Annotated in this window: 30 protein-coding genes; 13 read left to right on the top strand and 17 right to left on the bottom strand. The window is 58.2% G+C overall.

Features of this window, described 5'->3' with window-relative positions; genetic code table 11:
- Positions 1 to 38: 38 nt before the first annotated feature.
- Positions 39 to 2114 carry a transglycosylase SLT domain-containing protein gene (locus tag ASD54_RS01225; protein ID WP_062552779.1) on the bottom strand — a complete coding sequence of 692 codons (2076 nt, stop codon included), beginning with the start codon at positions 2112 to 2114 and terminating at the stop codon, positions 39 to 41.
- Positions 2115 to 2342: 228 nt separating this feature from the next.
- Between ASD54_RS01225 and dapA the strand changes: the two genes are divergently transcribed.
- Both dapA and smpB read left to right on the top strand, forming a co-directional pair.
- Positions 2343 to 3227, top strand: a complete 885-nt coding sequence (dapA, locus tag ASD54_RS01220) for a 4-hydroxy-tetrahydrodipicolinate synthase (RefSeq protein WP_062552778.1) — start codon at positions 2343 to 2345, stop codon at positions 3225 to 3227.
- Positions 3228 to 3337: 110 nt separating this feature from the next.
- Positions 3338 to 3814: an SsrA-binding protein SmpB gene (gene smpB / locus ASD54_RS01215; RefSeq protein ID WP_062552777.1), complete on the top strand. Its 477-nt coding sequence runs from the start codon at positions 3338 to 3340 to the stop codon at positions 3812 to 3814.
- A 32-nt stretch (positions 3815 to 3846) separates the two neighbouring features.
- Here the strand turns inward: smpB and ASD54_RS01210 are convergent, their stop codons facing one another.
- Positions 3847 to 4137, bottom strand: a complete 291-nt coding sequence (locus tag ASD54_RS01210; protein WP_062552776.1) for a hypothetical protein — start codon at positions 4135 to 4137, stop codon at positions 3847 to 3849.
- 264 nt (positions 4138 to 4401) lie between these two features.
- Positions 4402 to 4980, bottom strand: coding sequence for an NYN domain-containing protein (locus ASD54_RS01205; RefSeq protein ID WP_062552775.1), 579 nt, complete (start codon positions 4978 to 4980; stop codon positions 4402 to 4404).
- A 289-nt stretch (positions 4981 to 5269) separates the two neighbouring features.
- Between ASD54_RS01205 and rpoZ the strand changes: the two genes are divergently transcribed.
- From rpoZ to era, 7 genes are all read left to right on the top strand, one after another.
- Positions 5270 to 5680, top strand: a complete 411-nt coding sequence (gene rpoZ, locus ASD54_RS01200; protein WP_062552774.1) for a DNA-directed RNA polymerase subunit omega — start codon at positions 5270 to 5272, stop codon at positions 5678 to 5680.
- Positions 5681 to 5794: 114 nt separating this feature from the next.
- The gene (locus tag ASD54_RS01195) at positions 5795 to 8035 is read left to right on the top strand and encodes a bifunctional (p)ppGpp synthetase/guanosine-3',5'-bis(diphosphate) 3'-pyrophosphohydrolase (protein WP_062552773.1); all 2241 of its coding nucleotides are present in this window, start codon (positions 5795 to 5797) and stop codon (positions 8033 to 8035) included.
- Between the two features lie 134 nt (positions 8036 to 8169).
- Positions 8170 to 8322 carry a DUF3563 family protein gene (locus tag ASD54_RS25865; protein WP_082547010.1) on the top strand — a complete coding sequence of 51 codons (153 nt, stop codon included), beginning with the start codon at positions 8170 to 8172 and terminating at the stop codon, positions 8320 to 8322.
- 273 nt (positions 8323 to 8595) lie between these two features.
- Positions 8596 to 9021 carry a holo-ACP synthase gene (gene acpS, locus ASD54_RS01190; protein ID WP_062553214.1) on the top strand — a complete coding sequence of 142 codons (426 nt, stop codon included), beginning with the start codon at positions 8596 to 8598 and terminating at the stop codon, positions 9019 to 9021.
- A 65-nt stretch (positions 9022 to 9086) separates the two neighbouring features.
- Entirely contained in the window at positions 9087 to 9830 is a 744-nt protein-coding gene (gene lepB, locus ASD54_RS01185; protein WP_062552772.1) for a signal peptidase I, read from the top strand.
- On the top strand, positions 9827 to 10546 hold the full coding sequence (gene rnc / locus ASD54_RS01180; protein WP_062553213.1) for a ribonuclease III: 720 nt from the start codon (positions 9827 to 9829) through the stop codon (positions 10544 to 10546). Before lepB ends, rnc begins: the two co-directional genes overlap by 4 nt.
- Positions 10547 to 10555: 9 nt before the next feature.
- Complete coding sequence (era, locus tag ASD54_RS01175; RefSeq protein WP_082547009.1) at positions 10556 to 11509, top strand: GTPase Era; 954 nt, start codon at positions 10556 to 10558, stop codon at positions 11507 to 11509.
- Between the two features lie 9 nt (positions 11510 to 11518).
- Here era and ASD54_RS01170 read toward each other — a convergent pair whose 3' ends face one another.
- On the bottom strand, positions 11519 to 11911 hold the full coding sequence (locus ASD54_RS01170; RefSeq protein ID WP_062552771.1) for a hypothetical protein: 393 nt from the start codon (positions 11909 to 11911) through the stop codon (positions 11519 to 11521).
- Between the two features lie 163 nt (positions 11912 to 12074).
- Between ASD54_RS01170 and recO the strand changes: the two genes are divergently transcribed.
- A complete protein-coding gene (recO, locus tag ASD54_RS01165; protein ID WP_062552770.1) occupies positions 12075 to 12842 on the top strand; it encodes a DNA repair protein RecO in 768 nt (255 codons plus the stop codon).
- Here the strand turns inward: recO and ASD54_RS01160 are convergent, their stop codons facing one another.
- The 4 genes from ASD54_RS01160 to ASD54_RS01145 all read right to left on the bottom strand — a co-directional run bounded on the left by ASD54_RS01160 (position 12843) and on the right by ASD54_RS01145 (position 18425).
- Positions 12843 to 14072, bottom strand: a complete 1230-nt coding sequence (locus tag ASD54_RS01160) for an MFS transporter (protein ID WP_062552769.1) — start codon at positions 14070 to 14072, stop codon at positions 12843 to 12845.
- Between the two features lie 116 nt (positions 14073 to 14188).
- Entirely contained in the window at positions 14189 to 15034 is an 846-nt protein-coding gene (locus ASD54_RS01155; RefSeq protein ID WP_062552768.1) for an MOSC domain-containing protein, read from the bottom strand.
- On the bottom strand, positions 15034 to 15693 hold the full coding sequence (locus tag ASD54_RS01150; protein WP_062552767.1) for an HD domain-containing protein: 660 nt from the start codon (positions 15691 to 15693) through the stop codon (positions 15034 to 15036). Before ASD54_RS01150 ends, ASD54_RS01155 begins: the two co-directional genes overlap by 1 nt.
- Entirely contained in the window at positions 15690 to 18425 is a 2736-nt protein-coding gene (locus tag ASD54_RS01145; RefSeq protein WP_062552766.1) for a DUF2339 domain-containing protein, read from the bottom strand. The genes ASD54_RS01150 and ASD54_RS01145 overlap by 4 nt, the downstream gene beginning before the upstream one ends.
- A 240-nt stretch (positions 18426 to 18665) precedes the next feature.
- Here ASD54_RS01145 and ASD54_RS01140 point away from each other — a divergent pair, with 240 nt between their 5' ends.
- Genes ASD54_RS01140 through ASD54_RS01130 form a run of 3 tightly spaced genes read left to right on the top strand, consistent with a single transcriptional unit; the run spans position 18666 to position 21327 of the window.
- On the top strand, positions 18666 to 19697 hold the full coding sequence (locus tag ASD54_RS01140) for an ABC transporter substrate-binding protein (RefSeq protein WP_062552765.1): 1032 nt from the start codon (positions 18666 to 18668) through the stop codon (positions 19695 to 19697).
- A 32-nt stretch (positions 19698 to 19729) separates the two neighbouring features.
- The gene (locus tag ASD54_RS01135; protein WP_062552764.1) at positions 19730 to 20518 is read left to right on the top strand and encodes an ABC transporter ATP-binding protein; all 789 of its coding nucleotides are present in this window, start codon (positions 19730 to 19732) and stop codon (positions 20516 to 20518) included.
- Positions 20515 to 21327: an ABC transporter permease gene (locus tag ASD54_RS01130; RefSeq protein WP_062552763.1), complete on the top strand. Its 813-nt coding sequence runs from the start codon at positions 20515 to 20517 to the stop codon at positions 21325 to 21327. Before ASD54_RS01135 ends, ASD54_RS01130 begins: the two co-directional genes overlap by 4 nt.
- Positions 21328 to 21368: 41 nt before the next feature.
- Here the strand turns inward: ASD54_RS01130 and ASD54_RS01125 are convergent, their stop codons facing one another.
- The 9 genes from ASD54_RS01125 to ASD54_RS01090 all read right to left on the bottom strand — a co-directional run bounded on the left by ASD54_RS01125 (position 21369) and on the right by ASD54_RS01090 (position 26874).
- Complete coding sequence (locus tag ASD54_RS01125) at positions 21369 to 22184, bottom strand: mechanosensitive ion channel family protein (RefSeq protein WP_062552762.1); 816 nt, start codon at positions 22182 to 22184, stop codon at positions 21369 to 21371.
- A gap of 95 nt (positions 22185 to 22279) precedes the next feature.
- On the bottom strand, positions 22280 to 22663 hold the full coding sequence (locus ASD54_RS01120) for a hypothetical protein (protein ID WP_062552761.1): 384 nt from the start codon (positions 22661 to 22663) through the stop codon (positions 22280 to 22282).
- Positions 22664 to 22743: 80 nt separating this feature from the next.
- On the bottom strand, positions 22744 to 23274 hold the full coding sequence (locus ASD54_RS01115; protein WP_062552760.1) for a tyrosine phosphatase family protein: 531 nt from the start codon (positions 23272 to 23274) through the stop codon (positions 22744 to 22746).
- A complete protein-coding gene (locus tag ASD54_RS01110) occupies positions 23271 to 23888 on the bottom strand; it encodes an HD family hydrolase (protein ID WP_183898010.1) in 618 nt (205 codons plus the stop codon). Before ASD54_RS01110 ends, ASD54_RS01115 begins: the two co-directional genes overlap by 4 nt.
- Complete coding sequence (locus tag ASD54_RS01105; RefSeq protein ID WP_062552759.1) at positions 23885 to 24727, bottom strand: folate-binding protein YgfZ; 843 nt, start codon at positions 24725 to 24727, stop codon at positions 23885 to 23887. The genes ASD54_RS01110 and ASD54_RS01105 overlap by 4 nt, the downstream gene beginning before the upstream one ends.
- Positions 24728 to 24810: 83 nt before the next feature.
- Complete coding sequence (locus ASD54_RS01100; RefSeq protein ID WP_062552758.1) at positions 24811 to 25569, bottom strand: hypothetical protein; 759 nt, start codon at positions 25567 to 25569, stop codon at positions 24811 to 24813.
- A gap of 66 nt (positions 25570 to 25635) precedes the next feature.
- Positions 25636 to 25893, bottom strand: coding sequence for a hypothetical protein (locus tag ASD54_RS01095; protein ID WP_062552757.1), 258 nt, complete (start codon positions 25891 to 25893; stop codon positions 25636 to 25638).
- A gap of 107 nt (positions 25894 to 26000) precedes the next feature.
- A complete protein-coding gene (locus ASD54_RS25860) occupies positions 26001 to 26438 on the bottom strand; it encodes a TIGR02301 family protein (protein WP_244484625.1) in 438 nt (145 codons plus the stop codon).
- A gap of 10 nt (positions 26439 to 26448) precedes the next feature.
- Positions 26449 to 26874: an NUDIX domain-containing protein gene (locus ASD54_RS01090; protein WP_062552756.1), complete on the bottom strand. Its 426-nt coding sequence runs from the start codon at positions 26872 to 26874 to the stop codon at positions 26449 to 26451.
- Positions 26875 to 26982: the final 108 nt, after the last annotated feature.

Below are 26982 nucleotides of genomic sequence, written 5' to 3'. Positions count from 1 at the left end.
AGCACGTCCGGCAACAGCAATATGCGGGAAATAGGTAACTACGACCGGCGTCCAAACCGAAGGTCATCGACGATATCGGCTTTTTGACCCAGGCGAACCTTGTAGACCTGATAGTTTTCCATCACACGCTGGACATAGTTGCGTGTTTCCGGGAACGGTATCCGCTCAATCCAGTCGACAACCTCATCGATGGTCTTGCCGCGTGGATCTCCGTAACGCGCAATCCACTCCGGCACACGCCGCGGCCCAGCATTGTAAGCAATAAAGGTCATGATGTAGGAGCCATCGAAGGCGTCGATCTGCTCACCAAGATAATGCGCGCCAAGGGTCGCGTTATAGCCTGGATCAGAGGTCAACTTGGCCGCCGTAAAAGGCAAGCCATGCCGGCCGGCAACCGCTTTCGCTGTACCGGGTAGCAATTGCAGCAGGCCGCGCGCATCTGCGCCCGAAATTGCGGTCGGATTGAACGCGCTTTCCTGCCGCGCAATGGAGTAGGCAAGCGCCTTTCCGGAACCAATGATATTGGCAGACGGCGGGATGACGCCGATCGGAAATGCCAATGCAGCGACATCCAGCCCGCGGTTGAACGCAGACTTGCCGATCTCAAGGGACATGGCGTGGTTGTTGTTCCGCTCCGCGCGCGCCGCCAGAATTGCCAGCTCCCCGGGGCTCGTCATTTCGTCAGCCAATGCCTTGTAAAGTGCGTCGGCTCTTTTCGCGTGTCCGGCCTGATCCAGCCTGTCGATGGCGCGCACCGCTTCCCGCGATTCGAACAGCCGCCGATCCTGGGCACTGGGCGATGGATAGGAAACATTGAGGGCAGGGCGGTTGAGGCGTGCCGCTGCAAGCTGTCCATAAAAGGTCGCGGAATAGGCCGCGGCCTTCGAGAAATAGTCACCGGCATTGCCCGGACCACCGGCTTCCGCAGAGCGACCAAGCCAGTACCAGGCGCGCGAAGCCGACAGAGGCCTGCTCGAAGCCTTCAAAATCCGTTCAAAATGCTGGGAAGCCGCCTTCGGGTCTCGCATGCCGCGCAAGGCGTACCAGCCCGCATGAAACTCGGCATCAACGATATCTGTCGGGCTTTTGGCGTTGTGGGCTGCCACCACCTGATAGGCCGACCTGAAATCGCCATTATCCGCCAGACCGCGTGCAATGATCCGGCGCTCGTTCCACCATTCGCTGGCATTGACCATGTCTCCGCGATCCTTGGGAGCACGCGCAAGCAAAGCGGCCGCCTGCTCGTACTGATCCTGACGGCGGAGATATTCGATCCGGACGAAGAGATAGGCGGAATCGTCCTGCAGCGACCGCTCGACGCTGCTTATGAGGGCGGCTGCATTCTTTGCATTGGTCGCAACTGCAACCCAGGCTTTGTAGAGAGATGGCGCGCGGCCAAGTTCGCTAAAGCGCTGTGCCTGCGCTGAGCGTCCCCGGTACATGAGGTAATCCATCCGCGCTCGATGATCGGACGCTGTCAGCACAGAGCCGAATTCCCGCAGGATCTGATCTTCCAGATCCTTATCCAGCGTATAGCCAATCCAGAATGGTCGCAGGACCTTTGCTGCTCCCGGTCCATTTCCCTGCGCGGCAAGCGATCTGGCCAGAATGATGGCGCCTTGGGGCGTTTCTGGAAGTGTGCTGCCAAACGCCGCAAGCACCTGAACGGGCGGAGGATTTTCTGCAAAAAGCGATCGCTCGGAATTGGCGCGTAGCCTGGAAAGTCCCGGCCAGCCGGTCAGTTCCCGTTGGGCTTCGGCGATCTCGGAGGAGGGGACGCCGCGAGCACCCGACGTTGCAATCGCCCAGGTGAGAAGATGATGATCAAGCGAACCGGGGGGCAGCGCGTCCCGGGCGGCAAGTGCTGACGTGATGTCCCGGTTGGACAGAGAATCTAGGCCCTGCTTCAGAAGCGAAAGAGAGGCGTCGGCGTCCTGCGGGACAGTGGCGCGCGGAATGGAACCGGTGATTTCCGGAACAGGCACGGCGGCAGGCTGAAAGTCTTTTGGCCGGGAAACAGGATGCGGAAGCGGACCATCCGGCAACGGCGCACAAAGGACCGCGGATGCCGTCAATAAAAGCGTCAGACTTGTTACGCAGAGAGAGGTCTTCATCCCGCACTCATGTTCGCACAGTTGCAATCCGTTCCGATAGTTAATTACGCTCCATCTTGATTAACAGCCCGTTACTGCATGGGCCTCGCATCGGCAATCTTCTATCACGATCTATTGCAAAACGCACCTTGTCACGCTTGTCGCGGCTCAACTCGCCCTTTATGGTGCGCGCACTTAAACAAGAATAATGCGGCCGAAGAATGAGTACGGTCGCCGAGGAGACTTTGCATGTTCAAGGGGTCCATGCCCGCGCTCATCACGCCATTTACCGATGCGGGCGCAGTGGATGAGGAGGCGTTTGCTGCTCACGTGGAGTGGCAGGTTACGGAAGGCAGCACTGGTCTGGTGCCGGTCGGAACCACGGGCGAATCTCCTACGCTCTCACATGATGAGCACAAGCGCGTCATTGAACTGTGCATTGAAGTCGCTCGCAAACGTGTGCCCGTCATTGCGGGCGCCGGCTCCAACAATACGCGCGAAGCTATCGAACTGGCCCAGCACGCGGAAGCGGCGGGTGCAGACGGTTTGCTCGTTGTGACGCCCTACTACAACAAGCCGACGCAGAAAGGCTTGTTTGCCCATTTCTCGGCGGTTGCAGAGGCCGTGAAGCTGCCTATCATCATCTACAACATCCCGCCGCGTTCAGTCATCGACATGACGCCGGAAACGATGGGCGCCCTGGTCAAGGCAAATTCCAATATCGTGGGCGTGAAGGATGCGACTGGCAAGCTCGATCGTGTTTCCGAACAGCGCATGACATGCGGCAAGCAATTCATCCAGTTGTCTGGCGAAGATGGTACGGCTCTCGGCTTCAATGCCCATGGCGGTGTTGGCTGTATCTCGGTGTCTGCCAATGTGGCACCACGCCTGTGTGCAGAGTTCCAGCAGGCGACGCTGGCCGGTGATTATGCCAAGGCATTGGAATACCAGGATCGCCTGATGCCGCTCCATAAGGCCATCTTCATGGAGCCGGGTGTCTGCGGCACCAAGTACGCTCTGTCGCGCACGCGTGGCCTAAACCGGCATGCGCGTTCGCCGCTCATGTCGACGCTTGAACCTGCCACCGAGGCTGCCATCGATGCGGCACTCAAGCATGCGGGCCTCCTGAACTGACAAGGTCGGCAGCCCTTGCTTGGCTGCCATCTTTGCTTTTGAGAGCCGACACACCACATCATTGATATCGTCCGGCTATCGGGCGGATCATCAGGAACTGGAATAGGCAGATGGCACCCAGAGGCAGCCAGCGCGTCGTCAACAAGATCGTTGCGGAGAACCGCAAGGCGCGCTTCAACTACGAGATCGTCGATACCTACGAAGCAGGTCTGGTTCTGACCGGCACCGAGGTCAAATCTCTGCGCGATGGAAAAGCCAATATTGCCGAATCCTACGCCTCGGATGAAGGTGACGAAATCTGGTTGATCAACTCGCACCTGCCGGAATATCTGCAGGCGAACCGGTTCAATCATGAGCCTCGGCGCCGTCGTAAACTGCTGCTGAACAAGCGGGAGATCAGCCGTCTAAGGGCAGGTATCAATCGTGAGGGCATGACACTCGTGCCGTTGAAGATCTATTTCAATGAAAAGGGCAGGGCCAAGCTGGAACTCGCTCTGGCCAAGGGCAAGAAACTGCACGACAAGCGCGAGACCGAGAAGGAACGCGACTGGAATCGCCAGAAAAGCCGGTTGTTGAAGACCGGCTGATCTGTTGTTCCCGATCAGGTTGGTCGGGTGTGCTACCTTCCGCTCATGCCCAGCGTGAAGAGCAAAGCCTTCTGCTTTGCTTCGTACAGGGCGCGCTCCTGCTCATAGGCGCGGAATGCCGGATTGAGGCGCATGCTCTCCCCCTCCAGATCCGCATTGAGATCTCTCATTTGATATGGGTTGAGATCGATAATGCTATTCGAGATCCTCACCTGGCGTCGAAGAGCCGCTCTCGTCAGCATCGCGATGGTTTCATAAACGGCGCGGCCGGTCTCCGTGACTGCGGAGATGACGAGGGAATGGGCGTGGCTGATCGTGCGCATGGCGATATCCTTTCAAACGGCACGAAGAGGTGATGCCCGCGCTGCAGCATGCAGGCAGGGGATCGGCGAATGGGTGAGGGGTTGATGATGCGCGGCTGTCGCCGCAAGCTGTACGCAGACAATGCTGCTGCAGCATCAATTCGTCCAGCGAATGTTTGAGATAGATGCGATCAAGTTTTATGATCGATAATGGGGACCTGAAATATTCCGAACAACAAAAAAGGCGCCACCCGGGCGCCTTTTCGTGAATGATGATGATGCGTTTTAGCTCGTCGGCAGATCTGCACCGGCATCATGTGGACGCACAGGCCGCTCGGAGGGGTCGCGACCGATTTCCGCCTTCAGAGACAGAAGATCGATGAAATGGTCCGCCTGACGGCGCAGGTCGTCTGCGATCATCGGTGGCTGCGTTGCCATGGTCGACACGACCGAAACCTTGCGGCCCTTGCGCTGCAGTGCTTCCACGAGCGTCGTGAAATCGCCGTCGCCAGAGAAGAGCACCAGGTGATCAACGGTCTCGGACTGTTCCATCGCGTCGATAGCCAGTTCGATGTCCATATTGCCCTTTACCTTCCGGCGTCCCATGGAATCGGTAAATTCCTTGGCAGGCTTTGTCACAACCTTGTAGCCGTTGTAATCAAGCCAGTCGATCAGCGGACGAATGGACGAATATTCCTGATCTTCAATAAGAGCGGTGTAATAGTAAGCCCGCAACAGGTAGCCGCGCTTCTGAAAAGCCTTCAGCAATTTGCGATAATCAATGTCAAAACCAAGGCTTTTCGAGGCTGCGTAAAGATTCGCGCCATCGATGAAGAGAGCTATTTTTTCGCGGGGGTCAAACATAAATCCTCATCCGTCCCAGAAATGCTACTGCGACCCTGCCACTATGTCTGTCGTACGAATAATTTCACAACAGAGTTGTAGAAATGGCTGGTAACATTATGATATTTTCATATAACCAGCCTTTACGGCACGGCTCAAATTTATCCAAGCAACTTATGGTTGAATATACCATAGACTTTGTGGTGAGAAGGGGGTAAATCGCAGCCGCCCGAGGAAAAACTTGAATTTGGCGACCTTTGCCTGTATCCGGCATATCAAATCCTGAAATACCGACCATAAAGGACAGGCTATGGCCCGCGTCACAGTAGAAGATTGCATCGACAAAGTCGATAACCGTTTTGAGCTTGTGCTTCTGGCAAGTCATCGGGCGCGTCAGATTTCGCAGGGTGCTTCCATCACCGTTGACCGCGATAACGACAAGAACCCGGTCGTGGCCCTGCGCGAAATCGCCGATGAGACGCTATCGCCGGACGATCTGAAGGAAGATCTGATCCACTCCCTGCAAAAGCATGTGGAAGTCGATGAGCCGGAACCCGATCCGTCCAGCCTCATTGCCGCCAATGCAGGTGCTTCCGGTCAGGACAAGGTGCTTGACGAAGACGATCTTCCTGAGACGTTGACGTTCGACCAGATGTCGGAAGAAGAGCTGCTGGCTGGTATCGAAGGTCTCGTTCCGCCGGAAAAGAGCGACGACTACTGATATTTATCAGTCAGCGCTGTATCTCATGCAGCGCAGCAGATATATTGATGGTCGCGTCGACGCATAGGTCGGCGCGCCATTTTTGTTTTCAAGTTCGACAGGATTTTCCACGGCATGATGCGGCAATACGAGCTCGTTGAGCGCGTCCAGAAGTACAAGCCAGACGCAAACGAAGCTCTTCTGAACAAAGCCTATGTCTACGCCATGCAGAAACATGGCCAGCAGAAGCGCGCCAGCGGCGATCCCTACATTTCCCATCCGCTGGAAGTTGCCGCCATCCTGACCGACATGCATCTGGATGAGTCGACCATTGCCGTGGCTCTCCTGCACGATACGATTGAAGACACCACCGCGACGCGCGCCGAAATCGATGAGCTCTTCGGCGAGGATATCGGCCGCCTCGTCGAAGGTCTGACCAAGCTCAAGCGTCTGGATCTTGTTTCCAAGAAGGCAAAGCAGGCAGAAAACCTGCGCAAGCTGCTGCTTGCGATCTCCGATGATGTGCGCGTTCTTCTGGTCAAGCTTGCCGATCGGCTGCACAACATGCGCACGCTTGAACACATGCGTGATGACAAGCGCGCCCGCATTTCCGAAGAAACCATGGATATCTATGCGCCGCTTGCGGGTCGCATGGGTATGCAGGACATGCGCGACGAGCTTGAGGATCTTTCGTTCCGCTATCTGAACCCGGAAGCCTATGAGACGGTTACCAAGCGCCTGGCAGAGCTTTCTTCGCGCAACGAAGGCTTGATCTCGAAGATCGAGGAGGAATTGCGCGAACTTCTCGTCGCCAACGGATTGCTGAACCCCTACGTGAAAGGTCGGCAGAAGAAGCCTTATTCCGTCTTCCGCAAGATGCAGTCGAAATCCCTGTCCTTCGAGCAGCTCTCGGACGTCTATGGCTTCCGTATCCTGGTGGATGATATTCCGGCCTGCTACCGTGCGCTCGGCATTGTCCATACTCGCTGGCGCGTCGTTCCGGGTCGTTTCAAGGACTATATCTCGACGCCGAAGCAGAACGACTATCGCTCCATCCACACCACGATCGTCGGCCCGTCGCGGCAGCGTATCGAGCTGCAGATCCGCACCCGGCGCATGCATGAGATCGCGGAATTCGGCATCGCGGCGCACAGCCTCTACAAGGATGGGGAGAACACGGAGGGCGGCGAACTGCTCTCCAAGGAATCGAACGCCTATTCCTGGCTGCGTCATACGATCGAGGCGCTGGCGGAAGGGGACAATCCGGAAGAATTTCTCGAACATACCAAGCTCGAGCTGTTCCAGGACCAGGTTTTCTGCTTCACGCCAAAGGGCAAGCTGATCGCCCTGCCGCGCGGTGCTACCCCAATCGATTTCGCCTACGCGGTTCATACCAACATCGGCGATACGACGGTCGGTGCGAAGATCAATGGCCGCATCATGCCGCTTGTCACCCGCCTGAATAATGGCGATGAAGTCGAGATCATTCGGTCCGGCGTACAAGTTCCGCCCGCTGCCTGGGAAGAGATTGTGGTGACCGGCAAGGCGCGTGCGGCCATTCGGCGCGCAACTCGCATGGCAATCCGCAAGCAATATGCTGGCCTTGGTTATCGCATTCTGGAGCGCACATTCGAGCGCGCCAGCAAACAGTTCTCGCGCGACATCCTGAAGCCAGCGCTCTTCAGACTTGGCCACAAGGATGTGGAAGACGCGATCGCGTCTGTAGGACGCGGTGAGCTGTCCTCGCTGGATGTCTTCCGGGCTGTGTTCCCCGATTACAAAGACGAGCGCGCCACCATCAAGCCGGCGGCCGATCAGGGCTGGTTCAACATGCAGAGCGCCTCGGGCATGATGTTCCGCCTGCCGGGCCGTGAACGCACGGCGCAGGAGGCAAGCGAAGCGGCCGTGCCAAATGGCGCTGGTCCCGATCCCTTGCCGATCCGTGGTCTTGCCGATCATATCGAGGTTCAGTTTGCCCCATCCGGTGCGGTGCCCGGAGATCGCATCGTGGGTATCATGGAAGAGGGGAAGGGCCTCACCATCTACCCTATCCAGTCTTCCGCGCTTCAACGCTTCGACGATCAGCCGGAACGCTGGATCGATGTTCGTTGGGATCTGGATGAGGCCAACAAGTCTCGTTTCATGGCGAAGGTCGTCATCAACGCGCTGAACGAGCCCGGTACTCTGGCCACCGTCGCCCAGACAATTGCCCGCCTCGACATCAATATCCGCATGATGACCATGGGGCGTGTTGCAACCGACTTCTCGGAACTGGCGCTGGAGCTGGAAGTCTGGGATTTGCGTCAGCTCAATCAGCTGCTTTCGCAGTTGAAGGACCTGGATTGCATCTCCACGGTCAAGCGGCTCTACGATTGATCATTCGTTAATCGCTCTTTGCCTGTCTTCTAATCAAGCCATGCGTGTAATGCATGGCAGCTGAAGCGGACTGGCTCTGGTGGTTTCAATCGGTTCGTCTTATGTTTTGTGCATCGCAACAAGGAGACGAACACATGTTCAAGCCCATGAGACAGCTCGCCCGCGCCCTTCGCGCTCCCACCGTTCAGGAACGTGAAATGGCCTATTTGAACGATGCGAGCGATGCAATCGAACTCGAATACCGCATGCGCCAGGTTGATCGCGGAATGTTCCGCAAGTCCTTCTGAGCAGGGCGACCCACAACCTGCCTCGCACAATAATTGTGCGGTGCAAAATACATGACTGAATATCCGATAGGTGCATGGCTCCGTCTAGGAGCGCACTCTCCGGATGGGTAGCGCGGCGCTCTTGTTCCTTGGCGCCGCTCGGCGATTGCAGAATACGCGTCCTTGCGGTATCGCCTTGAGGACTGGCGTGCGCGGCCTTTGTCGCTTGAGCGCCAGCATGTGGCACAGATCCATCTTGATGGTGGCTTTGTTGACCAGGGCGAAAGGATCACCATGATCATTGGAATGGGTAGCGACCTGATTGACATCCGAAGGGTCGAAAAATCCATCGAGCGTTTCGGCGAGCGCTTTACCCATCGCTGTTTCACGGAAACTGAACGCCGCAAGTCCGACGGGCGCAAGACACGTGCCGCCTCCTACGCCAAGCGCTTCGCTGCCAAGGAAGCCTGCTCAAAGGCCTTGGGCACCGGCATTGCGCAGGGCGTCTTCTGGCGTGACATGGGGGTCGTCAACCTGCCATCAGGCAAACCCACAATGCTTCTGACAGGCGGCGCAGGTGCGCATCTGGCATCGATGATGCCCGCCGGGCACGAAGCTGTGATTCATTTGACCATTACCGATGAATATCCTTACGCTCAGGCCTTTGTGATCATCGAGGCCCGCCCCATTTCTAGTGAAGCCTCCATCCTGTCGCGCTGAGGCATTGCCCGCTCCCCTGGAAGGGGTTAGAGAAGCGCGAAAGCCGATAACGAAAGACGTCAACCGTGTCCGAAAAAGCCGAAAAGTCACAGAGCGCCCTCTGGGAAAACATCAAGGTCATCATCCAGGCGCTTCTGCTGGCGTTGGTTATCCGAACTGTTCTGTTTCAGCCCTTTACGATTCCGTCAGGCTCGATGATGCCGACGCTTCTGGTGGGCGACTACATCTTCGTCAACAAGTTCGCCTACGGCTACTCCAAGTATTCGCTGCCTCTTTCGCCAAACCTGTTTTCTGGGCGCATTCTGGCCAGCGAACCGACACGCGGTGATGTCATCGTTTTCCGTCTGCCGACAGATCCGAACGTGGACTATATCAAGCGCCTGATCGGCTTGCCGGGCGACCGTATCCAGATGATCAACGGTGTCCTGCATTTGAACGGCAAGCCGGTGCCCAAGCAGCCTGATGGAAAATTCACATCGGACTACCGTCTCGACCCCGGCACGGATGTGCCGGTCTTCCGCGAGACGCTGGATAATGGCAAGGCTTACGAAACGCTGGATCAGATCCAGGATGGCCGTGGCGATAACACACGCGAGTTCGTTGTTCCTGCTGGCCACTATTTCTTCATGGGTGACAATCGCGACAATTCTCTCGATAGCCGCTTCGATGTGGGCTACGTTCCTGCGGAAAATCTCGTCGGTCGCGCCAGCATCATCTTCTTCTCGCTGGGCAACGATACGTCCTTCAGCGAAATCTGGAAGTGGCCTGCCAACATGCGCTGGGATCGTCTATTCAAGGTCGTTCAATAATGAAGTCGACGACCCTGTCCGCAGAACAGCGCGTGAAGCTGGAAACGGCGCTCGGGCATACGTTTGCGGATAAGCAGTGGCTGGATCGGGCGCTGACGCATTCAAGCACCGGCGGCGGCAAGGCCTCGAACTACGAGCGGCTTGAGTTCCTGGGCGACCGCGTTCTTGGTCTGTGTGTGGCAGAACTCTTGTTCAGCACCTATTCGACGGCCACGGAAGGCGAACTTTCCGTTCGCCTGAACCAACTGGTCAGCGCCGACAGCTGTGCCAGTGTCTCGGATGATCTCGGTCTTCACCAGTTCATTCGTACCGGTTCCGATGTGAAGAAGCTGACTGGCAAGCGCATGCAGAACGTGCGGGCCGACGTTGTGGAAAGCCTGATTGCGGCCATCTATCTTGACGCCGGACTGGAGGCTGCGCGAAGCTTCATACTCAAGCATTGGGAAAAGCGGGCGAAAAGCTCGGCCAATGGCCGCCGTGATGCCAAGACGGAATTGCAGGAATGGTCCCACGCGAAGTTTGGCCGTACGCCTCATTACCGCGTTGATGATCGTTCCGGTCCCGACCACGAACCGCAATTCACCGTGACGGTCGAAATTGAGGGTGTAGAGCCCGAAACCGGTATCGAGCGCTCCAAGCGGGCCGCGGAGCAGGTTGCAGCAACGAAACTGCTGGAGCGCGAAGGCATCTGGCAAAAGCCTGAACAAGAAGGCTGAAGGGTCAAGATGAGCGAAGAACAGAACATTGCCGACGATGGTGTCGGCACTCATGCGGCGGATGCGCCAAAAACCCATTCCGGCTTTGTGGCCCTGATCGGTGCGACGAATGCCGGCAAGTCTACGCTGGTCAATCGGCTTGTTGGCGCCAAGGTGTCGATCGTCAGCCACAAGGTTCAGACGACGCGCGCTATCGTGCGGGGCATTGCCATCCACAAGAACGCGCAGATCGTCTTCATGGATACTCCTGGTATCTTCAAGCCGCGCAGACGTCTGGATCGCGCAATGGTGACATCCGCCTGGGGCGGCGCCAAAGATGCCGATTTCATCATGCTGTTGATTGATAGCGAGCGCGGCCTTCGGGGCGATGCGGAAGCGATCCTGGAAGGTCTGAAGGACGTCCACCAGCCGAAGATACTGGTTCTGAACAAGATAGACCGTGTGAAGCCGGAGGATCTGCTCAAGCTGGCGCAGACTGCGAACGAGGCCGTCAAGTTCGAGCGGACATTCATGATTTCGGCCACGACGGGATCTGGCTGCGAAGATCTCATGGATCACCTCGCAGAGGTTCTGCCGGAAGGCCCGTGGTACTATCCGGAAGACCAGATTTCCGATCTGCCCATGCGCCAGCTCGCTGCCGAAATCACGCGCGAAAAACTGTTCCTGCGCCTGCATCAGGAGCTTCCCTACTCCTCGCATGTTGAAACGGAGAAGTGGGAAGAACGTAAGGATGGATCCGTTCGCATCGAACAGGTGATCTATGTCGAGCGCGACAGCCAGAAGAAAATCGCGCTGGGCAAGGGTGGCGAAGCGATCAAGGCAATCTCCACTGCGTCCCGCAAGGAGCTGTCCGAAATCCTCGAACAGCCCGTTCACCTGTTTCTGTTCGTGAAGGTTCGCGAGAACTGGGGCGATGATCCAGAGCGTTTCCGCGAGATGGGGCTGGAGTTCCCGAGGGGCTGAGCCCTTGCTCTACCGCTTCTGACGGTCCATCAGCGCCTTCACTTCCAGGAAGCGTCGACGATTTTCGTCTTCCTTTTCGCTTGCTGAGTAACAGGTGTTGGAAATGCAAAAGCGCTTGAGCCCGAACGGGGCTTGAGCCTTGTCGAATTCGCAATTGATCTCGTTGGTATAGTCCGTCGGCTCCGGGTTCGCCCGTGTGGAATAGGTGAGGCGTGCACCCGGCGGATCAAGCTCCGGAAAGGACTGCACAACGCCGGTCTTCAGCGTCGGGACCAGCATGAAGCTCTTGGCCACTGCAACGCAGGCCTGCTCCAGTTCGGCGGATTGCGCGCGGGCCATTTGCGGCGCAATGGAGATCAATGCGGGAAGGGTGATAAGGACGGCGAGCGACGCGTTGCGCATGGTTTCTCCGGAATTTTTACTCTCGGCGCAGCAACCGATCAGCCCCCTGTTTGGTTCCCGCATCCAGACACCGGATGCTATGTTTTGTTCCAGCACGTCTTCGCGATTGCGCGTAGACCCGATGTCAGGTGAAACTGCGTTCCAGAAGGAAGACACGGACACTATGCAGTGGCAGGATGAAGGCATTGTGATCGGTGTTCGCCGCCACGGCGAAACGAGCGTCGTTGCGGAGCTGATGACAAAGACGCGCGGTCGCCACATGGGCCTCGTTCGCGGTGGACGTTCCCGCACCATGCAGCCGGTGCTTCAGCCGGGAAACCGCGTGGATGCGGTCTGGCGCGCCAGACTGGACGAGCATCTGGGCGATTACAAACTTGAGCCGATCCACCTGCGGGCGGCGCGTCTCATGGAAAGCGCAACCGCGGTTTATGGCGTGCAGGCCATGGGGGCGCTGCTTCGCCTGCTGCCGGAGCGCGATCCGCATCCGCATCTGTTCGATGCTCTGGATGCCATTCTCGATCATATGGAAGATCCTGCCGGGGCCGGGGAACTTTATGTTCGCTTCGAACTTGCCGTCTTGAATGATCTCGGCTTCGGGCTCGATCTGGGCGAATGCGCGGCCACGGGTACGCGGGAGAGGCTGGTCTACGTGTCCCCGAAAAGCGGACGCGCGGTCAGTCGCGATGCAGGTGCGCCCTATGCGGACAGAATGCTGCCACTCCCCGGTTTTCTCTCGCCGGAGCCCTCCGAACCGGCGGGCGTGCGCGAACTGGCGGATGCCTTCCGCCTCAGTGGCTTCTTTCTACATCGACATGTCTACGAGCCGAGAGGCCTGCAGCAAAACGCCGCCCGGGACGGTTTCGTCCAGGCGGCGCTGAAAGCACTGGAGCGCAGGAACAAGCCAAGCGAGCCGGTTCCGTCGGACGTTTGATCAGGCTGGGTTCGCGGTCAGAAGCCGTTCGACCGGACGTTCGCGGATAGGCCAGTGAACGATTGCCGCAAAGATGCCAAGACCGACGCCCAGCCACCACACGGGATCATACGAACCGAAGTGATCGTAGAGATATCCGCCCATCCACACGCCGAGGAAGGAGCCGATCTGGTGCGACAGGAATACCATGCCGCCCAGGAGGCCAAGATGCCGCGTGCCGAACATGATGGCCACGAGACCGTTCGTCGGCGGAACCGTGGATAGCCACAGCAGGCCCATGACGGTGGCGAAGACGATGACCGAAAGGGGAGTCTGCGGCAGAAGCAGGAAGGCCGTCACGGCAATTGACCGGCCGATATAGATATAGGCCAGGAAATAGGGTTTCGAATATCGCTGACCGATCCAGCCCGCGCCCAGCGAGCCGATGATGTTGAAAAAGCCGATGAGGGCCATGGCGATGACGGCGTATTTCGCATCGATACCGATATCGCCGAGATAGGCCGGGAAGTGCGCTGTGATGAACGCCACCTGGAAACCGCAGACAAAAAAGCCGCTGACCAGCAGCAGATAGCTCTGGTGCGCAAACGCCTCGCGCAGGGCTTGTCCAACACTCTGTTGAACGCTGGATGCGCTCTGCGTACCGGAATTTGCATTCCCCTTCAGCGGGAAGGCCAGCAGCGGAATGATGAGCATCAGGCCGCCCATGATGACTAGGCTGTCCGACCAGCCATAGAGGTTGATCAGCGTCTGGCTGAGCGGCGCGAAGAGGAACATGCCTGCGGACCCGGCCGCGGTGCCGATACCGAAAGCCATGGAGCGCTGCTGCGGTGTGACATTGCGCGCAAAGGCCGAAAGAATCACGCTGAACGAACCGGCACCCACCGCAAGACCAACCAGCATACCGCCGCCCACATGCAGCCAGACAGGCGCTGTTCCATGTGCCATGAGCAACAGGCCTGCAGCGTAGAGAACGCCGGAGGCGACGAGAACGCGCGCTGTGCCGAAGCGGTCGGCGATTGCTCCGAAGAACGGCTGACTCAAGCCCCAGAACAGGTTTTGCAGCGCCATGGCAAGGCCGAAAGTGCTGCGATCCCAACCGGTTTCCGAAAGCATCGGCAATTGGAAAAAGCCCATGGCCGAGCGAGGACCGAACACGAGCATTACGATGAGGGAGCCGCTGGCGATGATAAGCCAGGGCATTTGTGAGGCGAGGGCACTTGGCTTGGTCATGTCGGTATAATCCCATTTTGCAGGAGAATAACCGTGTCAGGCTCAAAACCAAGTGAGTTTTCTTTATTGCTTACATTCAACTCTGTGATGAATGCGAAGCCGCATGCGAGGTTCGCTTATCGCTTCTTGATCGCCCACGGCTCTTTTGCGCCGACAGACTGCGCCTCATTACCAACCTTGATGGTGCCATGACCCACAGGCACGGCATTCCAGCCGAAAAGCGGACCGGGGACGCTTCGATCCGCAGACATGCGCATCCGGCCCATGGCAGGCATCGGGGACGCAATGTCTCGGGATCCGGTTGCCTGATCCTGAGTCGTCATGATGCAGCGTGCGCAGGGCTTGACGAGCCTGAAGAGAATGTCGCCGATCTTGACCGCTTCCCAGCCGTCTTCGGCCCAGGCCACGTCGTGCTCCAGCACGATATTGGCGCGGAAGCGCTCCATTCCGACGGTCGTTTCACCATGGGCCGCCATGTTTTCATTCAGCGCGTTGAGCGAGGCCGTGTTGGTGATCAGCACCTGATAGCCGTCACCGAAGGCCACCGGCGTTTCCTCACCCACCCAGTTCACGCTGGCCGTCCGGCGCGATACCTCGTCGAAATGGACGAGCTGCAACGGGCGCTGCATCCATCGCGATATGGTCTGGTTGATCTCTTCGTCGGCAACCGCCGCATTCACCGTGGAGTCCCAGATGATGACGTCTTGTCTGCGGCGATCTGGAGTGGCTGGCGCCAGCAACGGCTCATCGCTGCCTATCCGCAGCGTAAGGCCATTGTCGTCTGCATAGGCAGATATCTGCGCCAGCTGCGGCAGGTCACGCTGAGTCACAAACTTTCCGCTCGGTTCGGTCGCCATCCAGCGGCGGTCGCCGGCCAGCCCGAAGGCATCCACCTGGGCCTCGTTGAGACTGATGCCACGGGCGCTTTTCAGCGGAAAAATATTCAGGGCGGAAACACGCATCAGCCGTTCTCGATCTCGTCCAGAAGTGTATCGTAAACCAGCTTTAGTCGCGCATGCCGCGCTTGCGCAAGGGCCTGCCCCGTTTGCGTTTGAAAGCCCTCTGCCAGTTTGAACAGCTTTTCAGGGAAGTGGTCCAGCGCGAACCTGTTGCCGTTGATGTCGCGATCCAAAGCCCGCGGATCACCAGCATCATAAAGACTGCTGCCCATGCGGCCTGAGATGTAGAAGCAGCGGGCGGCTCCTATCATGCCGATTGCATCCAGCCTGTCGGCATCCTGAAGGATTTTGGCCTCGATGGTCTCGGGTTGAATGCCTGCGGAAAAGCTATGCGCTTCAATGGCATGGGCGACCTTTTCGATTCTGTCTGTGAAGCCGCCGAGTTCGGTGAGCAAGGAGATTGCTTTCAGAGCCGCCAGCCGCGACGCCTTGCTGCGGTCCGGCGAGTTCTTCTCCACACTCACACAATCATGCAGAAGAACCGCAGCAGCAATGACGTCGGCATCGCCGCCCTCCTTGCCATGAATGCGCATGGCGTTCTTGAACACTCGGGCAAGATGCGCCGTATCATGCGCGCCATCTTCTGCATCGAACGCATGCGGAAGAAGCGCCGCCGCCAGATCCTGGAACGGCGCGAAAAGATCAGTCACTTTGTCCATCATGCCGCCGGCTCTTCCGGCGCTGGTGTCGAGCGGGCCAGTACCTTTTGGTAAAACAGGCCGATGCCGATCAGAACACCGCCGAGCCCGATGAAGGAGAGGGCGCGAAGAATCCCTTCCAGGTTTGACATATCGATGAGGAAGGCCTTGCAGACTGCGATCAGAACCAGCGCCGCCGAGGCAAGGCGAAGGCTGCGCGCATTGAAGCGCGAGCCCAGCACCAGAAGGCCCACCCCAATCGCCAGCCACACAACGGAATAGGTATAGGTCTCCGCAGAGAGGAAGCCCTTCCATTCCGCAATATGTGGCCCCTGCCAGAACCAGCGCACACTCAGCGTTGCCCAGGCGAAAACGAGAATCGCCGCGGCGATCGCCAGCATGATGACATAAGGGCGCGGACGCTTGTCGCGCGCGTAATAGGCAAGCCCCGCATAGGCGAGCGCAGGCAGCAGATAGCCCGGCAGCAGCAGGTTGACCAAAGGCCAACTGCCAAGATTTTCATCCGTGAAGAAGGGATTGAGCGCGCCGAGATGCAGGAAGAGCGCATTCAGCGTTGCAACTACGCCTGCGAGGATAGAACCGTAGCGCAAAGCGCCGGATGGGTTGCCAAAATCCAGCGTCATCAAGATGCCCGACAAACCGATCAGCAGAAGCGTATAGATTGACTGTTCGCCAAGGGTCGGCACGGCATCGTTCAGAACGCCGCCGTTCATGGCATGGCGAACGAGAATGGCAATTGCGATCAGCCCCATGAGCGCCGCCAGACCCTGGAGTGCGTTCAAGGCGCGTCGACCTTCCCAGTGCCGGAGAAACCATGCAGAAAAGGTCAGCAGCGCAGCCGGAACGCCGTATCCTGCCAGCAACTGGTTGAAGACCGGCGTCGTCGAAAGGTTCTGCACTCCGACGATCGTCGGCTCCCACCCGATCCGGACCAGAGTCACGAAGGCGGCGGCGATCATCGCCCAGGGCAGTCCGCGCCAGCGGTAACGAGACGCTGCAAGAACATAGGCTGCTGCGATGATCGGAACCCCGATCGTCGTGGCGAGCCCCTTGGTCAGGCAATGCAGCGCAAGGGTGAGTGCGCCGAAAGAGCCGAGCAGCAACAAGTCGCGGGACATATGCGCAAACGCCGCGTCGTTCTCTGATGTCGAGATGCGCAGTGCCGTCGCGAAAAGTGCCGCTGCCGTCAGCAGCATCGCAATGGCGTGCCACCAGTCACCGTTCAGCGCTCCGTAGTTGATAAACGTGATGGAGGCGATGCCGAGCGGAATGATCGACGCAAGAAGCGCCCAAAACACGCTGAATTCCGGATCGATCCGGTCATTGCGGCGAATGAACAGGCAGCCGCAGAGGGTGAATATGCCCCCGAGAATGAGCCCGCCCAGAGCTTCAGGTGCAATGCTGCTCAGCCAGCCATCGACGGAAGCTTGCGGTAAAGTGGATGACACGACGCGAGAGGCGTCGAGCAGGGCGAAGAGTGAAATTCCCCAGATTGCCGTCAATCCGGCGAATATCGCGGGGATCGTCGCAGACCGACGCCCCGCGCCAAGGCCGGCAAGGCAGCCTGTCACGGCCACGAATATCAGGACCGGATCTGCGATAGCTGGAAGATCTGCCGCGACCATGGTCAGGATCGAGAGCATTACGGCCAGTGAGATCGAGATCATGATGGCCTTTGGCGAGCGCGCAAGCAGTCTGCGGGTGTAGCGCCACAGACCGCGTTCGGCTGCCGGTTCCGCGATATCTGCCTCAAACCGGCGACCTGGCCAGAAGAAGGCAGTTCCTGCAATCATGACGATCAAGGCGATGCCTGAGGCTGGCGGCGGCGGCAGAGCGCTGGGCTCCAGAACATAGGCACTACCCCAGCTGAACATGATCCAGCACATCATCAGGAGGTTGGCAAATACGGGCAGAAGGCGCCACTCGCGAATCCGGGCCGCCAGCGTCGCGGCGCACCAAACCGTGGTGAGATAGCCAAACAGAACGTAGAAACTCGGGTCGTCGCTGGACACAAGAAGCGGCGAAACCAGACCGGCCACCAGACCGAGCCCCGCAAGCGCCTGCCCATGCAGCAAGGAAAGCCCGAGCGTGGCAAAGGAAACAAGTGCGAGGAGCACAAAGGCCGTTGTCAGCCCGAGGAAGCCATAGAAGGCATGCGCGGTAAACACGGTCGCCAGCAGGGTCACGCTTGCCGCCGCGGTCAAGATGCCCGGAATCATGGCGTTGTTGTAGGCCTGTGGAAGTCTGGGCAGCGATCCCCTGCGCAACACTTCACCGCCCGCCGCCAGCAACAGCCCGAATATCGTCGCGAGCGTCAGCCGCGCTGCTGGCCCCAGAAGACCCGCTTCGATGGAATAGCGAACAAGAAATACGCCGCCGAGGGCAAGTGCCAGACCGCCAACCCAGACCGTCCATTGCGCGCCAAGCCTGCTTTCGAAACTTTCGCGCGGCTTCACATTGGCCGCAACCGGAATGAATTCCGGCCTCGCGGGTTCCGTCTCTGACAGTGCCGGTTCGTCGGGCAGCGTGTGAGCGGCCGTTTCAAGTTCGGGCAGGGTTTCGGTCGGTCTGTCATTGACCACCGGAACGGTGTCAGTGCTGTTTGCGCTGCTCCCCTCCTGCAGCCGCAGCGTCAGTGTCTTCACCTCCGCTTCCAACTGGTTGACCCGATTGGACAGGCGTCGCTGGCCGATCAATAGGATCAAAACTCCAACAAGAACCAGTAATTCGTACATAGGTGCTCCGCGTTCCCAGCTCGGAACCCGTTATATCGTCTGCGCCGTCAGAAAGGAAAGGCTGAACGACAACGGCATTTGGATGCCAAAACAGCAAGCAGATCGTGCATAAGCAAAAGGCGAAAAGATTAAATCATAATCATAAAGTTTAATTGTCCATATTTTATGCAAATGGTGCTTGCAACGCACTGAATGAACGGCTTTCATGTGCGCATTCGAAAACGCATCCAGGGGGATTGAATGTTCACGCGCCGTCTGTTTTCCAAGCTTCCGGTCATCGCCGCCGTGGCGTTGAGTGCCGGATTTTCCGCGCCAGCCTTCGCCGACACTGCCATCAAGTTCACGCTGGACTGGAAGTTCGAAGGCCCGGCAGCAGGCTTCCTGCTCGCTGTCGACAAGGGTTACTTCAAGGCCGAAGGCCTGGACGTGACCATCGATACCGGTAACGGATCGGTCGAGGCCATTCCGCGCGTTGCAACCGGCGCCTACCAGATGGGCTTTGGCGATATCAACTCCCTGATCAAGTTCCTGGATGAAGATCCGAACCAGAAGATCAAGGCTGCCATGATGGTCTATGAGCGCCCGACCTTTGCCGTCGTGGGCCGCAAGTCTTTAGGCATCACCACCGATCCCAAGTCGCTCGAAGGCAAGAAACTCGGGGCGCCGCCACCGGATGGCGCATTCGCCCAGTGGAAGGCGTTCAAGCAGGCCGCCAAGATCGATGACAGCAAGATCAAGATCGAATCGATCGGTTTCCCGGTGCGTGAACCCATGCTGGCCAAGGGTGATGTCAACGCCGTCTTCGGCTTCGCCTTCTCGGTTGTCTTGAACCTCAAGAAGCAGGGGATCAAGGACGAGGACATTTCCACGATCCTGATGGCGGAACATGGCTTGAATCTCTATGGCAACGCCGTGCTCATCAATACTGATTTTGCTCAGAAAAATCCGGCTGCCGTGAAGGGTTTCATGAAGGCACTGGCAAAGGGCTTTGCCGACGCCGTGGCAAAACCGGAAGAGGGTGTTGCAGCCGTCCTGAAGCGTAATGAGACTCTTGACAGCAAGATCGAACTGGAGCGCCTGAACATGGCCAATGCCATGAACATCAAGACGCCTTACGTGAAGGAAAATGGCTTCGGTGGCGTGGATATGGCTCGCCTTGGTGCCTCGATCGAAACGCTGAAGATCTCCATGGGGCTGAAGGGCAACGTCAAGGCCGAGCAGGTTTTTGACGCAAGCTACCTGCCGCCGAAGGCCGAGCGGATGCTGCCGTAAGGCAGCAACACCGCCAGTGCGAAGGAGAGAACATGTCTCATTTGGTTTCCATCGATAATGTCGATATGCGCTACGGGGGCGCAAGCGGCACGCTGGCGGTATCCGGCCTGACCATGCGGGTCGACAAGGGAGAGTTTGCTGCGGTCGTCGGACCATCCGGCTGCGGCAAATCCACACTGATGAAGCTGGTGACCGGCCTTCATATTCCGCAGACGGGCGTTGTCGTCGTTGCGGGACAACAGGTCACCAAGCCGGTTTCGATTGTCGGAATGGCCTTTCAGAACCCGACCATGCTGCCGTGGCGGACCACGCTTGAAAACATTCTCCTGCCGCTGGAGATCGTCGAAAAACATCGGCATCGCCTGCGTGCCAACAAGAAGGAGTATGTCGAAAAGGCGGAGCGGCTGCTGGAAATCGTCGGTCTGAAAGGGTTCGGATCAAAATTCCCGTGGCAATTGTCGGGTGGCATGCAGCAACGTGCCAACCTTTGCCGGGCGTTGATCCACGAACCGGAGCTTCTGATGCTGGATGAACCGTTCGGCGCTCTGGATGCGTTCACGCGTGAGGAACTCTGGTGCGTGATCCGCGACCTCCATGCCGCTCAGGGCGTGACGATCATTCTCGTGACGCATGATTTGCGCGAGGCGGTTTTCCTCGCCGACAAGATCTTCGTCATGAGTTCGAGGCCGGGCCGGATTTTGAAGGAGCATCACGTTCCTTTTGAACGTCCCCGTGACCTGGAGGTCATGTATCAGGCTGGCTTCAACGACATGGTGCATGAACTGCACGGCGAAATCGCAAAAGCGAGGGTGGCTGCATGAGTGCTGTTCTGGAATCTCCGCCTGTTGTCGCAAAGCCGGTCATGGCGCGGATCAACTGGGTGAAGGCGGCACCCTGGCTCTACACCATCGCGCTTTTCGTTGCCTGGGAACTGCTGGTCATCGCGCTTGACATGCCGCCGACAGTGCTGCCCGCACCGACCGATGTCTTCGGCGCCATCGCCAAATACTGGTCTCCGATCTGGAAGAATTCGATCCAGACGCTCTACACGACGACCCTTGGCTTCGCGATTGCCGTTGTGGCCGGTCTGGCGATCGGCCTCTTCATCGGTTGGTCGAAGACCATCTATGCCGGTCTTTACCCGCTGATGATTGGCTTCAATGCCATTCCGAAGGTGGCGCTGGTTCCGATCCTTGTCATCTGGTTCGGTATCGGCACGGTTCCAGCCGTATTGACGGCCTTCCTTATTTCCTTCTTTCCGATTGTCGTGAACGTGGCCACTGGGCTTGCGACCATCGAACCGGAAACGGAAGACGTGCTTCGGGCACTCGGTGCCAAGAAGATGGATATCATGCTGAAGGTCGGTATCCCGCGCTCAATGCCCTATTTCTTCGGCTCCCTGAAGGTGGCGATTACGCTCGCCTTCGTCGGGTCCGTCGTGTCGGAAACGGTGGCTTCCAACTATGGCCTTGGCAATATGATGAGCTCTGCACAGAGCCAGTTCAATGTCCCGCTGGTCTTTGCTGGACTGCTTATGCTGGCCATCGAAGGCATCGTCATGTACGCCATCATGGCCTGGCTTGAACGCCGCATGACGGGCTGGGCGCATCGCTCGACGATGGCGCAGTAACCAAGACTGGCGGCGAGTTTGATCGCCGCCATTTTCAATTTTTACGTAGTGCGCACCGTAATGCCCGCTGCGTGGAAGGCTTCCTTTGCGCGCTTGGTCATGTCACGGGACACGGCCCACCAGACACCCGTATTGGCCCAGTAACGCAGCGAGATGACGGCTCCAGCATCGGTCAGGTCGGTCACGAAGGCGACAGGCGCGGGCTGCTTCAGAACGCGCTCATCAGAGTTGGCCATGTCGAGCAGCATCTGCATGGAGCGCTCAATCGCATCCTGATCGGCAATATGCAGCTTCAGATCGTGCATGCGCGTCGGCAGTCGGCTGTGGTTCGTGACCGGAACATTCCAGAGCAGGGAATTCGGGGTCAGTCGGTAAAGGCCGTCATAGGTCTTCAGCTCGGTCGCAAAGAGACCGATATCCTGCACGGTGCCACTCACACTCGGTGTTTCGATGTATTCGCCAACGCGCAAGGGGCGCAGGACAAGCAGCATGATACCGGCCGCGATGTTTTGCAGCGTGCCTTGCAGGGCGAGACCAATAGCCAGACCGACAGCGCCGAGAGCCGCCAGAATAGACGCGGTCTGCACGCCGAACTGACCAAGCACCATTACGACGACGATGATCAGAATGGCGTAGCGGATGATGTTGGCGAAGAATTGCGCCAGCGTCGCATCGAAACCGCGAATGCGCCCGAGGCCTTCATGAGCCCAGCGGGATAGCATTCCTGCCGCAAGCCAGCCGATGATGAGGAGCAGCAGAGCGCCGACCACGGAAAACGAGTATTGCACGGCGAGAGCGGAGAGCTGGGCGAGTGCTGCGCGTGTTGCCACGACGAAATCGGTAGCCTGTTGATCCATGCGGGGAAGATTGCCTGTCGTTGTTGATTACGAAAGGCTAATTGGTGCAGAGCTTTGCGGTATCAAGAGAGCTGGGGCACGACCTTTTTGTCTCTTCACGGCTTGCTGATCTCATCACGAAAACGGATTGCAAGATTGACCTGCAGGGTGATTCCAATCTGCGACATCGGTGACTGGCGCTGCGTGTTGATGTTGCTGGTTATGCCAAGCAGCTTGCAGCTATCGGCAATAGACTGAGTAATGATCTGGCACTGCTTCCCAGCCAGTTGGTAAGCTCGCTTCTGGATTGCCTCTATCTGCTCCTCAACCGCCGTGCCCTCGACAATCGGATTGGATAGGCCAAGGCTCACATTTATCGATACATGCCCTTCCGGGACTTGTAACGCGCGGGGATTGTATGGAATTGTCTGGCATAGGGCCGAGTTTGGCAGGGTCGCAATGGCAATGAACAAAGCAAATGCGGAAAGTTTCTGATACATGAATATTCTCCTCTGGTGGTGGTTTCTACCAAAGGATGCATTTACTTGACTTAAACAAAGTCCCTCAATGTTGAATCAGCTCATGAATTTGGATCACCGCAAAGCGGCAACATGAAGCTTGCCCGCCCATCGGTATCAGCGCCGCGACCCATCGATTTGACGGCTGCCACCAGGCGACCGTCGCGCTTTAGAATGCGGTCCCCGAACTCGATCAATCTCGTATTAGGGGTGGCATGCGGTGCCACCTTGCGCAATCTGCCAGCGAGATCGAACTCGTCCTGATGAGGATCAACGGCAAGACAGGCGATGAGCGCTGCGGCAGGAGACCGGGAGACCCCCATCCAGCAATGGATGAGAAGCGGAGCGGACTGATCCCAGTCCTGCGCGAAATCGATCAGCTGGGAAACATGCTCTTCGGCGGGCGCAATGAGATTGCCCGTCCCAGCAAAGGCGATGTCGTTCATCTTCAGCTTGAGATGGCGCTCGGCCCGTATGACGCCCGGACGATGGAAGTCCTGATTCTCCGCAATCAGGCTCACCATCTCGGTTGAGCGGTGCCTGACCGCCAGTTCCGCGATCTTCTCCAACGGCCCAACAACGAAACCGGTCATGTCGAAACGCCTGTTACACGTTGCGTATCCAGCGCATGGAAGCGGTTTAAAAACTCCGCCTGCGCCTCAAGCGCCGCCATCGGTTCCAGCGGCAGCATTTCCCGGGTTATTCCGCGTGGCAGGCCAAAGAATTTGCGTGCTTCCTCTTGGGAGAAGCCGGCAAGCTCTGTGGCCTCGAAATAAGCTGCAACCGTATCCGCCTTTTTGATCTTCACCTTCAGCTCTCGCGATGGGTGCGGAGGCAGGCCGAAACGCAAGTGCACCGCCGCCTCCAGGCGATGTTCAACCGCCTTGTAGCCACCGCCGACCACGGCCTTGAAAGGCGAAATCATGTCGCCGATCACATATTCCGGTGCGTCGTGCAGAAGTGTCAGCAGCAAATCGATGGGTAATGCAGCAGGGTTTTGCTGGCGAAAGATGATCTCGACCATCAGGCTGTGCTGGGCAACGGAATAGGCGTGATCGCCACGCGTCTGGCCGTTCCAGCGTGCCACCCGCGCAAGACCATGGGCAATGTCGGAAATCTCCACATCCAGCGGCGATGGGTCGAGAAGATCCAGCCTTCGGCCAGAAAGCATGCGCTGCCAGGCGCGCGCGGAAGATGCCGTGGTCACGCGTCTGCCCCATCCGCATTGGTGGGGAAGCTGAGGCCGGTCCAACCTGGGAGCGTGAGGCTGACCACTACCTCGCCAGCGAGGATTGGCACTGCATTGGCCATGGCATCGCCCGCCCGGTCAATCCGCACGATGGCCAGCGCCCGGTTCCCGACCACCGTACCCAGATGACCGATCGGCTTGCCGCCGGCGGTCAATTCGGTGCCTGTTTCGGGAAGTGGATGGTCTGATTTGATCTGCACCACACGGCGCCGTGCCGTGCCGCGATGCTGCATGCGCGAAACCACTTCCTGACCCACATAGCAGCCCTTGCGGAAGGAGAGGCCGCCGTTGAGATCCATCAACACATCATGCGGGAAGGCATCCTGAAGCGCGTAATCCTTTGGTGCCGTGGCAAGGCCCGCCTGGATGCGAAGACTGTCATAGGCTTCCCTTGAGTCAGGGGCTTCAGGCTCCGGCTGCCGAAGGACGCGGAGACCTGCCTTGGCGAAGGCGGCGTCCAGAATGCCTTGCGCAGAGTCAGCCTCCTCGCCCCAGATCAGGCGGACGCTGCCTGTCGTTGCGGAAAGAGAAACCGCAGCCCGCAACTTGTACATGGTCAGGCGCTTGAGAAGCACATCGGCAATCCCTGACTGGCATTCGAGGGTAAAGCCTTCGCCAGTCCGCCAAATCAGGAAGTCGAACAGAATCTTGCCTTGCGGGGTCAGTAATGCGCCGGGGCGCGCTTCGCCTGCGGGCAAGCCGTTGACGTCGGTGGTAATGAGATTGTGCAGAAAACTCTGCGCATCGGCACCGCCGATATGGATGAAGCTTCGATCTGAAAGGCTGGCAGAAGGCATGAGATTCGTATCCGTGTTGTAACGTCACAGATAGTCAGCACTCACCATGGAGGCAAGCCATTGCCTTGGGTCGAGGTGTTGGCTCAATCGCCGCCGGCAAACACTTTCCACTGCCCGGTCGGCGTGATGCCAATGCGATAGAAGTTGTAGTTATTGCCTTCTTCCATGGACATCAGGTCGCCCGCTGTGATGATGCGCAGCAGTTCAACGCGCTCGGGCCCCGTCAGCGTGTTGAGCGGCTTGCCGACGAAATAGGGCCAGACATACATTTCGTCCGGCTTGCCGACATTGATGTGTGCTGCTCCCGTCTGCAGAAGGTCCATCAGAATGGCCATGATTTCCTGACCATCAGGATCTCCGGACAGGCTTTTGATGGCTTCGATCGCATCGCCTTCGGCGCCCACCTGCATCTGGGCCGGGTCGAATGCTGCCAAGGGGCGAAGCTTCTCAATGTCGCCCGTGGCGGCGGCCTCGTTGATCAGGTTCCGCATCCGGGCAACTGGCGCCGGAAGCTTCGAGAGATCGCGAATGATCTCCACCTTCCCACCAGACTGGATCTGCGCAGGCGTCGCAACCGGATCTGTCGGGGAGGGGGTGGCCGAAGCGTCGGGTGACGGGGCTGGTGCAGATGGGGCAACAGGTGCGGCGGGTACTGAAGGCGAGGCGGGTGCCGCGGGTGCGGCAGGGGCAGGTGTTTCCGCCTGCGCCATGCGTGTTCCATCAATATGCGAAATGCTCAAGCTCCAACCGGGCGATGTGCCGCCGATCAGAAGGGTGGAGGACAATGCGACACTGGCAATCAGCGCTTTCGCAATACGCGCTTGCGTCGATGCATTGGGCATGAGGAAGTCCCTGGCATTTTCGAGGAGAAAGAATGAAACGCTGTGTCTGTTACCGACGCAGGATGTTCACTGAATCTTGCGTTCGGGGGAGAACTCGCCCGCAAGCATGCGCTCACGCAGAGAATCCAGCATTGCTTCCGCGCCAGCTTCCCCATGCAGACGAATTGTTTCGCGCATGGCAAGTGCAATTGCAGCGTCTGCGATGATCTCAGGTTCGATGCCATCGGCGCGGCCATCCGCCCATGCTTCGTTCTGATACTCGAGCGCCACCTGCATCTTCTCGTGCACAATCATGTCGTCGATGTCGTTGCGCGCAGTCTGCATGTGTATTCCTCTTACAAGGTGGTGCCTGTTGTTACCGGCACGTTAACAACACTAGCAGCCTTTTATCAAAACGACACGCCCGCACCGCGAAAGAGGCTAATAAAACCTTAATTTCCGTAACGTGTGGCGATTTCGCCAGAAAGTGTTGCACCTTCGTTACGGTAGCGTTCTTCGGCTGTGCGTGCGGCGGGTGTGCACGACGTGTGTACCGCTGCAAAAGCCCTGTAACCCCGATTGAAGGCCGCCGTCAATTTTTCCCGTCTATGGGGTTCATTTATGGTTTCCGTGTCGAGCAAAGTTTGCATCGCGCTGCGCCAGTCACCCGAGGCCGCGCCGCATAGAGACCGCAAATAGTGTATTGAACCAAGGACTTCCGCTAGTCGCGCCAGTTGGCCGTCATAGGGCGTCGGCTTTTCCTCAGTTTGGGGCGGCGTCGTTACTGTCGGCTGTGGAGCCGGCTTCTTCTGCGCAAGCGCAGGCTGCCCGGAAAGCCCTGTCAGGACTATGCAGAGCACAAGCCATGGCGTTCTTGTAAGCCCAGTCACCAGCAAATCCTCACTTCGTTTGTCTGCGTTGAGCGAGACGTTCCGCGCATTCCAACACGCTGGCCGGAACGGGAAGGGACCGGATCTCTTCCGCCGTATACCATCCCGCATCACTTGCATCATCCGCGGCAATCGCCTCATCGCTGGAATCGCTCTGCACCAGAAATACGGAAAGCAGGAAGTGACTTGTCATCTGGCCATTCTCGGCGCGAGTCGGAAGATCATAGCTCGCGAAAAGCTCGGGGTCGCGGACGGGAATCCCGGTTTCTTCCTCGAATTCGCGCAAGGCTGTCTCCTCCGGCGTCTCGCCAGGTTCTGCGCGGCCTCCCGGAAATGCGAACAGGTCCGCTGACGGCGGATTCCTGCGGCGGATCAACAGAAATCGGCCGTCGCGTTCCAGAATGGCAGAGGAAGCGAGCCGCGGCTGTTCAGGCATGAACTTTGATCTCTCCGTTGAATGGGATCCAGCGCCAGTCGATGTGGCGAATCACAAAAACCTATCTTCTCTTTTCGAACCTTGAAAGCGAGAGGTCACGCGCACCGT

Origin of the sequence: Rhizobium sp. Root149, assembly GCF_001427345.1 — a bacterium.
Taxonomy (GTDB): Bacteria; Pseudomonadota; Alphaproteobacteria; order Rhizobiales; family Rhizobiaceae; genus Neorhizobium; species Neorhizobium rhizoryzae.
Note: the sequence above shows the minus strand (reverse complement) of the source record. Positions and strands in the feature narration are given on the sequence as shown.

What these genes read in the sequence shown, in the direction of transcription:
- ASD54_RS01225 (WP_062552779.1), bottom strand. Translation starts at nt 2,114, where the DNA reads ATGAAGACCTCTCTCTGCGTAACAAGTCTGACGCTTTTATTGACGGCA.
- dapA (WP_062552778.1), top strand. Translation starts at nt 2,343, where the DNA reads ATGTTCAAGGGGTCCATGCCCGCGCTCATCACGCCATTTACCGATGCG.
- smpB (WP_062552777.1), top strand. Translation starts at nt 3,338, where the DNA reads ATGGCACCCAGAGGCAGCCAGCGCGTCGTCAACAAGATCGTTGCGGAG.
- ASD54_RS01210 (WP_062552776.1), bottom strand. Translation starts at nt 4,137, where the DNA reads ATGCGCACGATCAGCCACGCCCATTCCCTCGTCATCTCCGCAGTCACG.
- ASD54_RS01205 (WP_062552775.1), bottom strand. Translation starts at nt 4,980, where the DNA reads ATGTTTGACCCCCGCGAAAAAATAGCTCTCTTCATCGATGGCGCGAAT.
- rpoZ (WP_062552774.1), top strand. Translation starts at nt 5,270, where the DNA reads ATGGCCCGCGTCACAGTAGAAGATTGCATCGACAAAGTCGATAACCGT.
- ASD54_RS01195 (WP_062552773.1), top strand. Translation starts at nt 5,795, where the DNA reads ATGATGCGGCAATACGAGCTCGTTGAGCGCGTCCAGAAGTACAAGCCA.
- ASD54_RS25865 (WP_082547010.1), top strand. Translation starts at nt 8,170, where the DNA reads ATGTTCAAGCCCATGAGACAGCTCGCCCGCGCCCTTCGCGCTCCCACC.
- acpS (WP_062553214.1), top strand. Translation starts at nt 8,596, where the DNA reads ATGATCATTGGAATGGGTAGCGACCTGATTGACATCCGAAGGGTCGAA.
- era (WP_082547009.1), top strand. Translation starts at nt 10,556, where the DNA reads ATGAGCGAAGAACAGAACATTGCCGACGATGGTGTCGGCACTCATGCG.
- ASD54_RS01170 (WP_062552771.1), bottom strand. Translation starts at nt 11,911, where the DNA reads ATGCGCAACGCGTCGCTCGCCGTCCTTATCACCCTTCCCGCATTGATC.
- recO (WP_062552770.1), top strand. Translation starts at nt 12,075, where the DNA reads ATGCAGTGGCAGGATGAAGGCATTGTGATCGGTGTTCGCCGCCACGGC.
- ASD54_RS01160 (WP_062552769.1), bottom strand. Translation starts at nt 14,072, where the DNA reads ATGACCAAGCCAAGTGCCCTCGCCTCACAAATGCCCTGGCTTATCATC.
- ASD54_RS01155 (WP_062552768.1), bottom strand. Translation starts at nt 15,034, where the DNA reads ATGCGTGTTTCCGCCCTGAATATTTTTCCGCTGAAAAGCGCCCGTGGC.
- ASD54_RS01150 (WP_062552767.1), bottom strand. Translation starts at nt 15,693, where the DNA reads ATGATGGACAAAGTGACTGATCTTTTCGCGCCGTTCCAGGATCTGGCG.
- ASD54_RS01145 (WP_062552766.1), bottom strand. Translation starts at nt 18,425, where the DNA reads ATGTACGAATTACTGGTTCTTGTTGGAGTTTTGATCCTATTGATCGGC.
- ASD54_RS01140 (WP_062552765.1), top strand. Translation starts at nt 18,666, where the DNA reads ATGTTCACGCGCCGTCTGTTTTCCAAGCTTCCGGTCATCGCCGCCGTG.
- ASD54_RS01135 (WP_062552764.1), top strand. Translation starts at nt 19,730, where the DNA reads ATGTCTCATTTGGTTTCCATCGATAATGTCGATATGCGCTACGGGGGC.
- ASD54_RS01130 (WP_062552763.1), top strand. Translation starts at nt 20,515, where the DNA reads ATGAGTGCTGTTCTGGAATCTCCGCCTGTTGTCGCAAAGCCGGTCATG.
- ASD54_RS01125 (WP_062552762.1), bottom strand. Translation starts at nt 22,184, where the DNA reads ATGGATCAACAGGCTACCGATTTCGTCGTGGCAACACGCGCAGCACTC.
- ASD54_RS01120 (WP_062552761.1), bottom strand. Translation starts at nt 22,663, where the DNA reads ATGTATCAGAAACTTTCCGCATTTGCTTTGTTCATTGCCATTGCGACC.
- ASD54_RS01115 (WP_062552760.1), bottom strand. Translation starts at nt 23,274, where the DNA reads ATGACCGGTTTCGTTGTTGGGCCGTTGGAGAAGATCGCGGAACTGGCG.
- ASD54_RS01105 (WP_062552759.1), bottom strand. Translation starts at nt 24,727, where the DNA reads ATGCCTTCTGCCAGCCTTTCAGATCGAAGCTTCATCCATATCGGCGGT.
- ASD54_RS01100 (WP_062552758.1), bottom strand. Translation starts at nt 25,569, where the DNA reads ATGCCCAATGCATCGACGCAAGCGCGTATTGCGAAAGCGCTGATTGCC.
- ASD54_RS01095 (WP_062552757.1), bottom strand. Translation starts at nt 25,893, where the DNA reads ATGCAGACTGCGCGCAACGACATCGACGACATGATTGTGCACGAGAAG.
- ASD54_RS01090 (WP_062552756.1), bottom strand. Translation starts at nt 26,874, where the DNA reads ATGCCTGAACAGCCGCGGCTCGCTTCCTCTGCCATTCTGGAACGCGAC.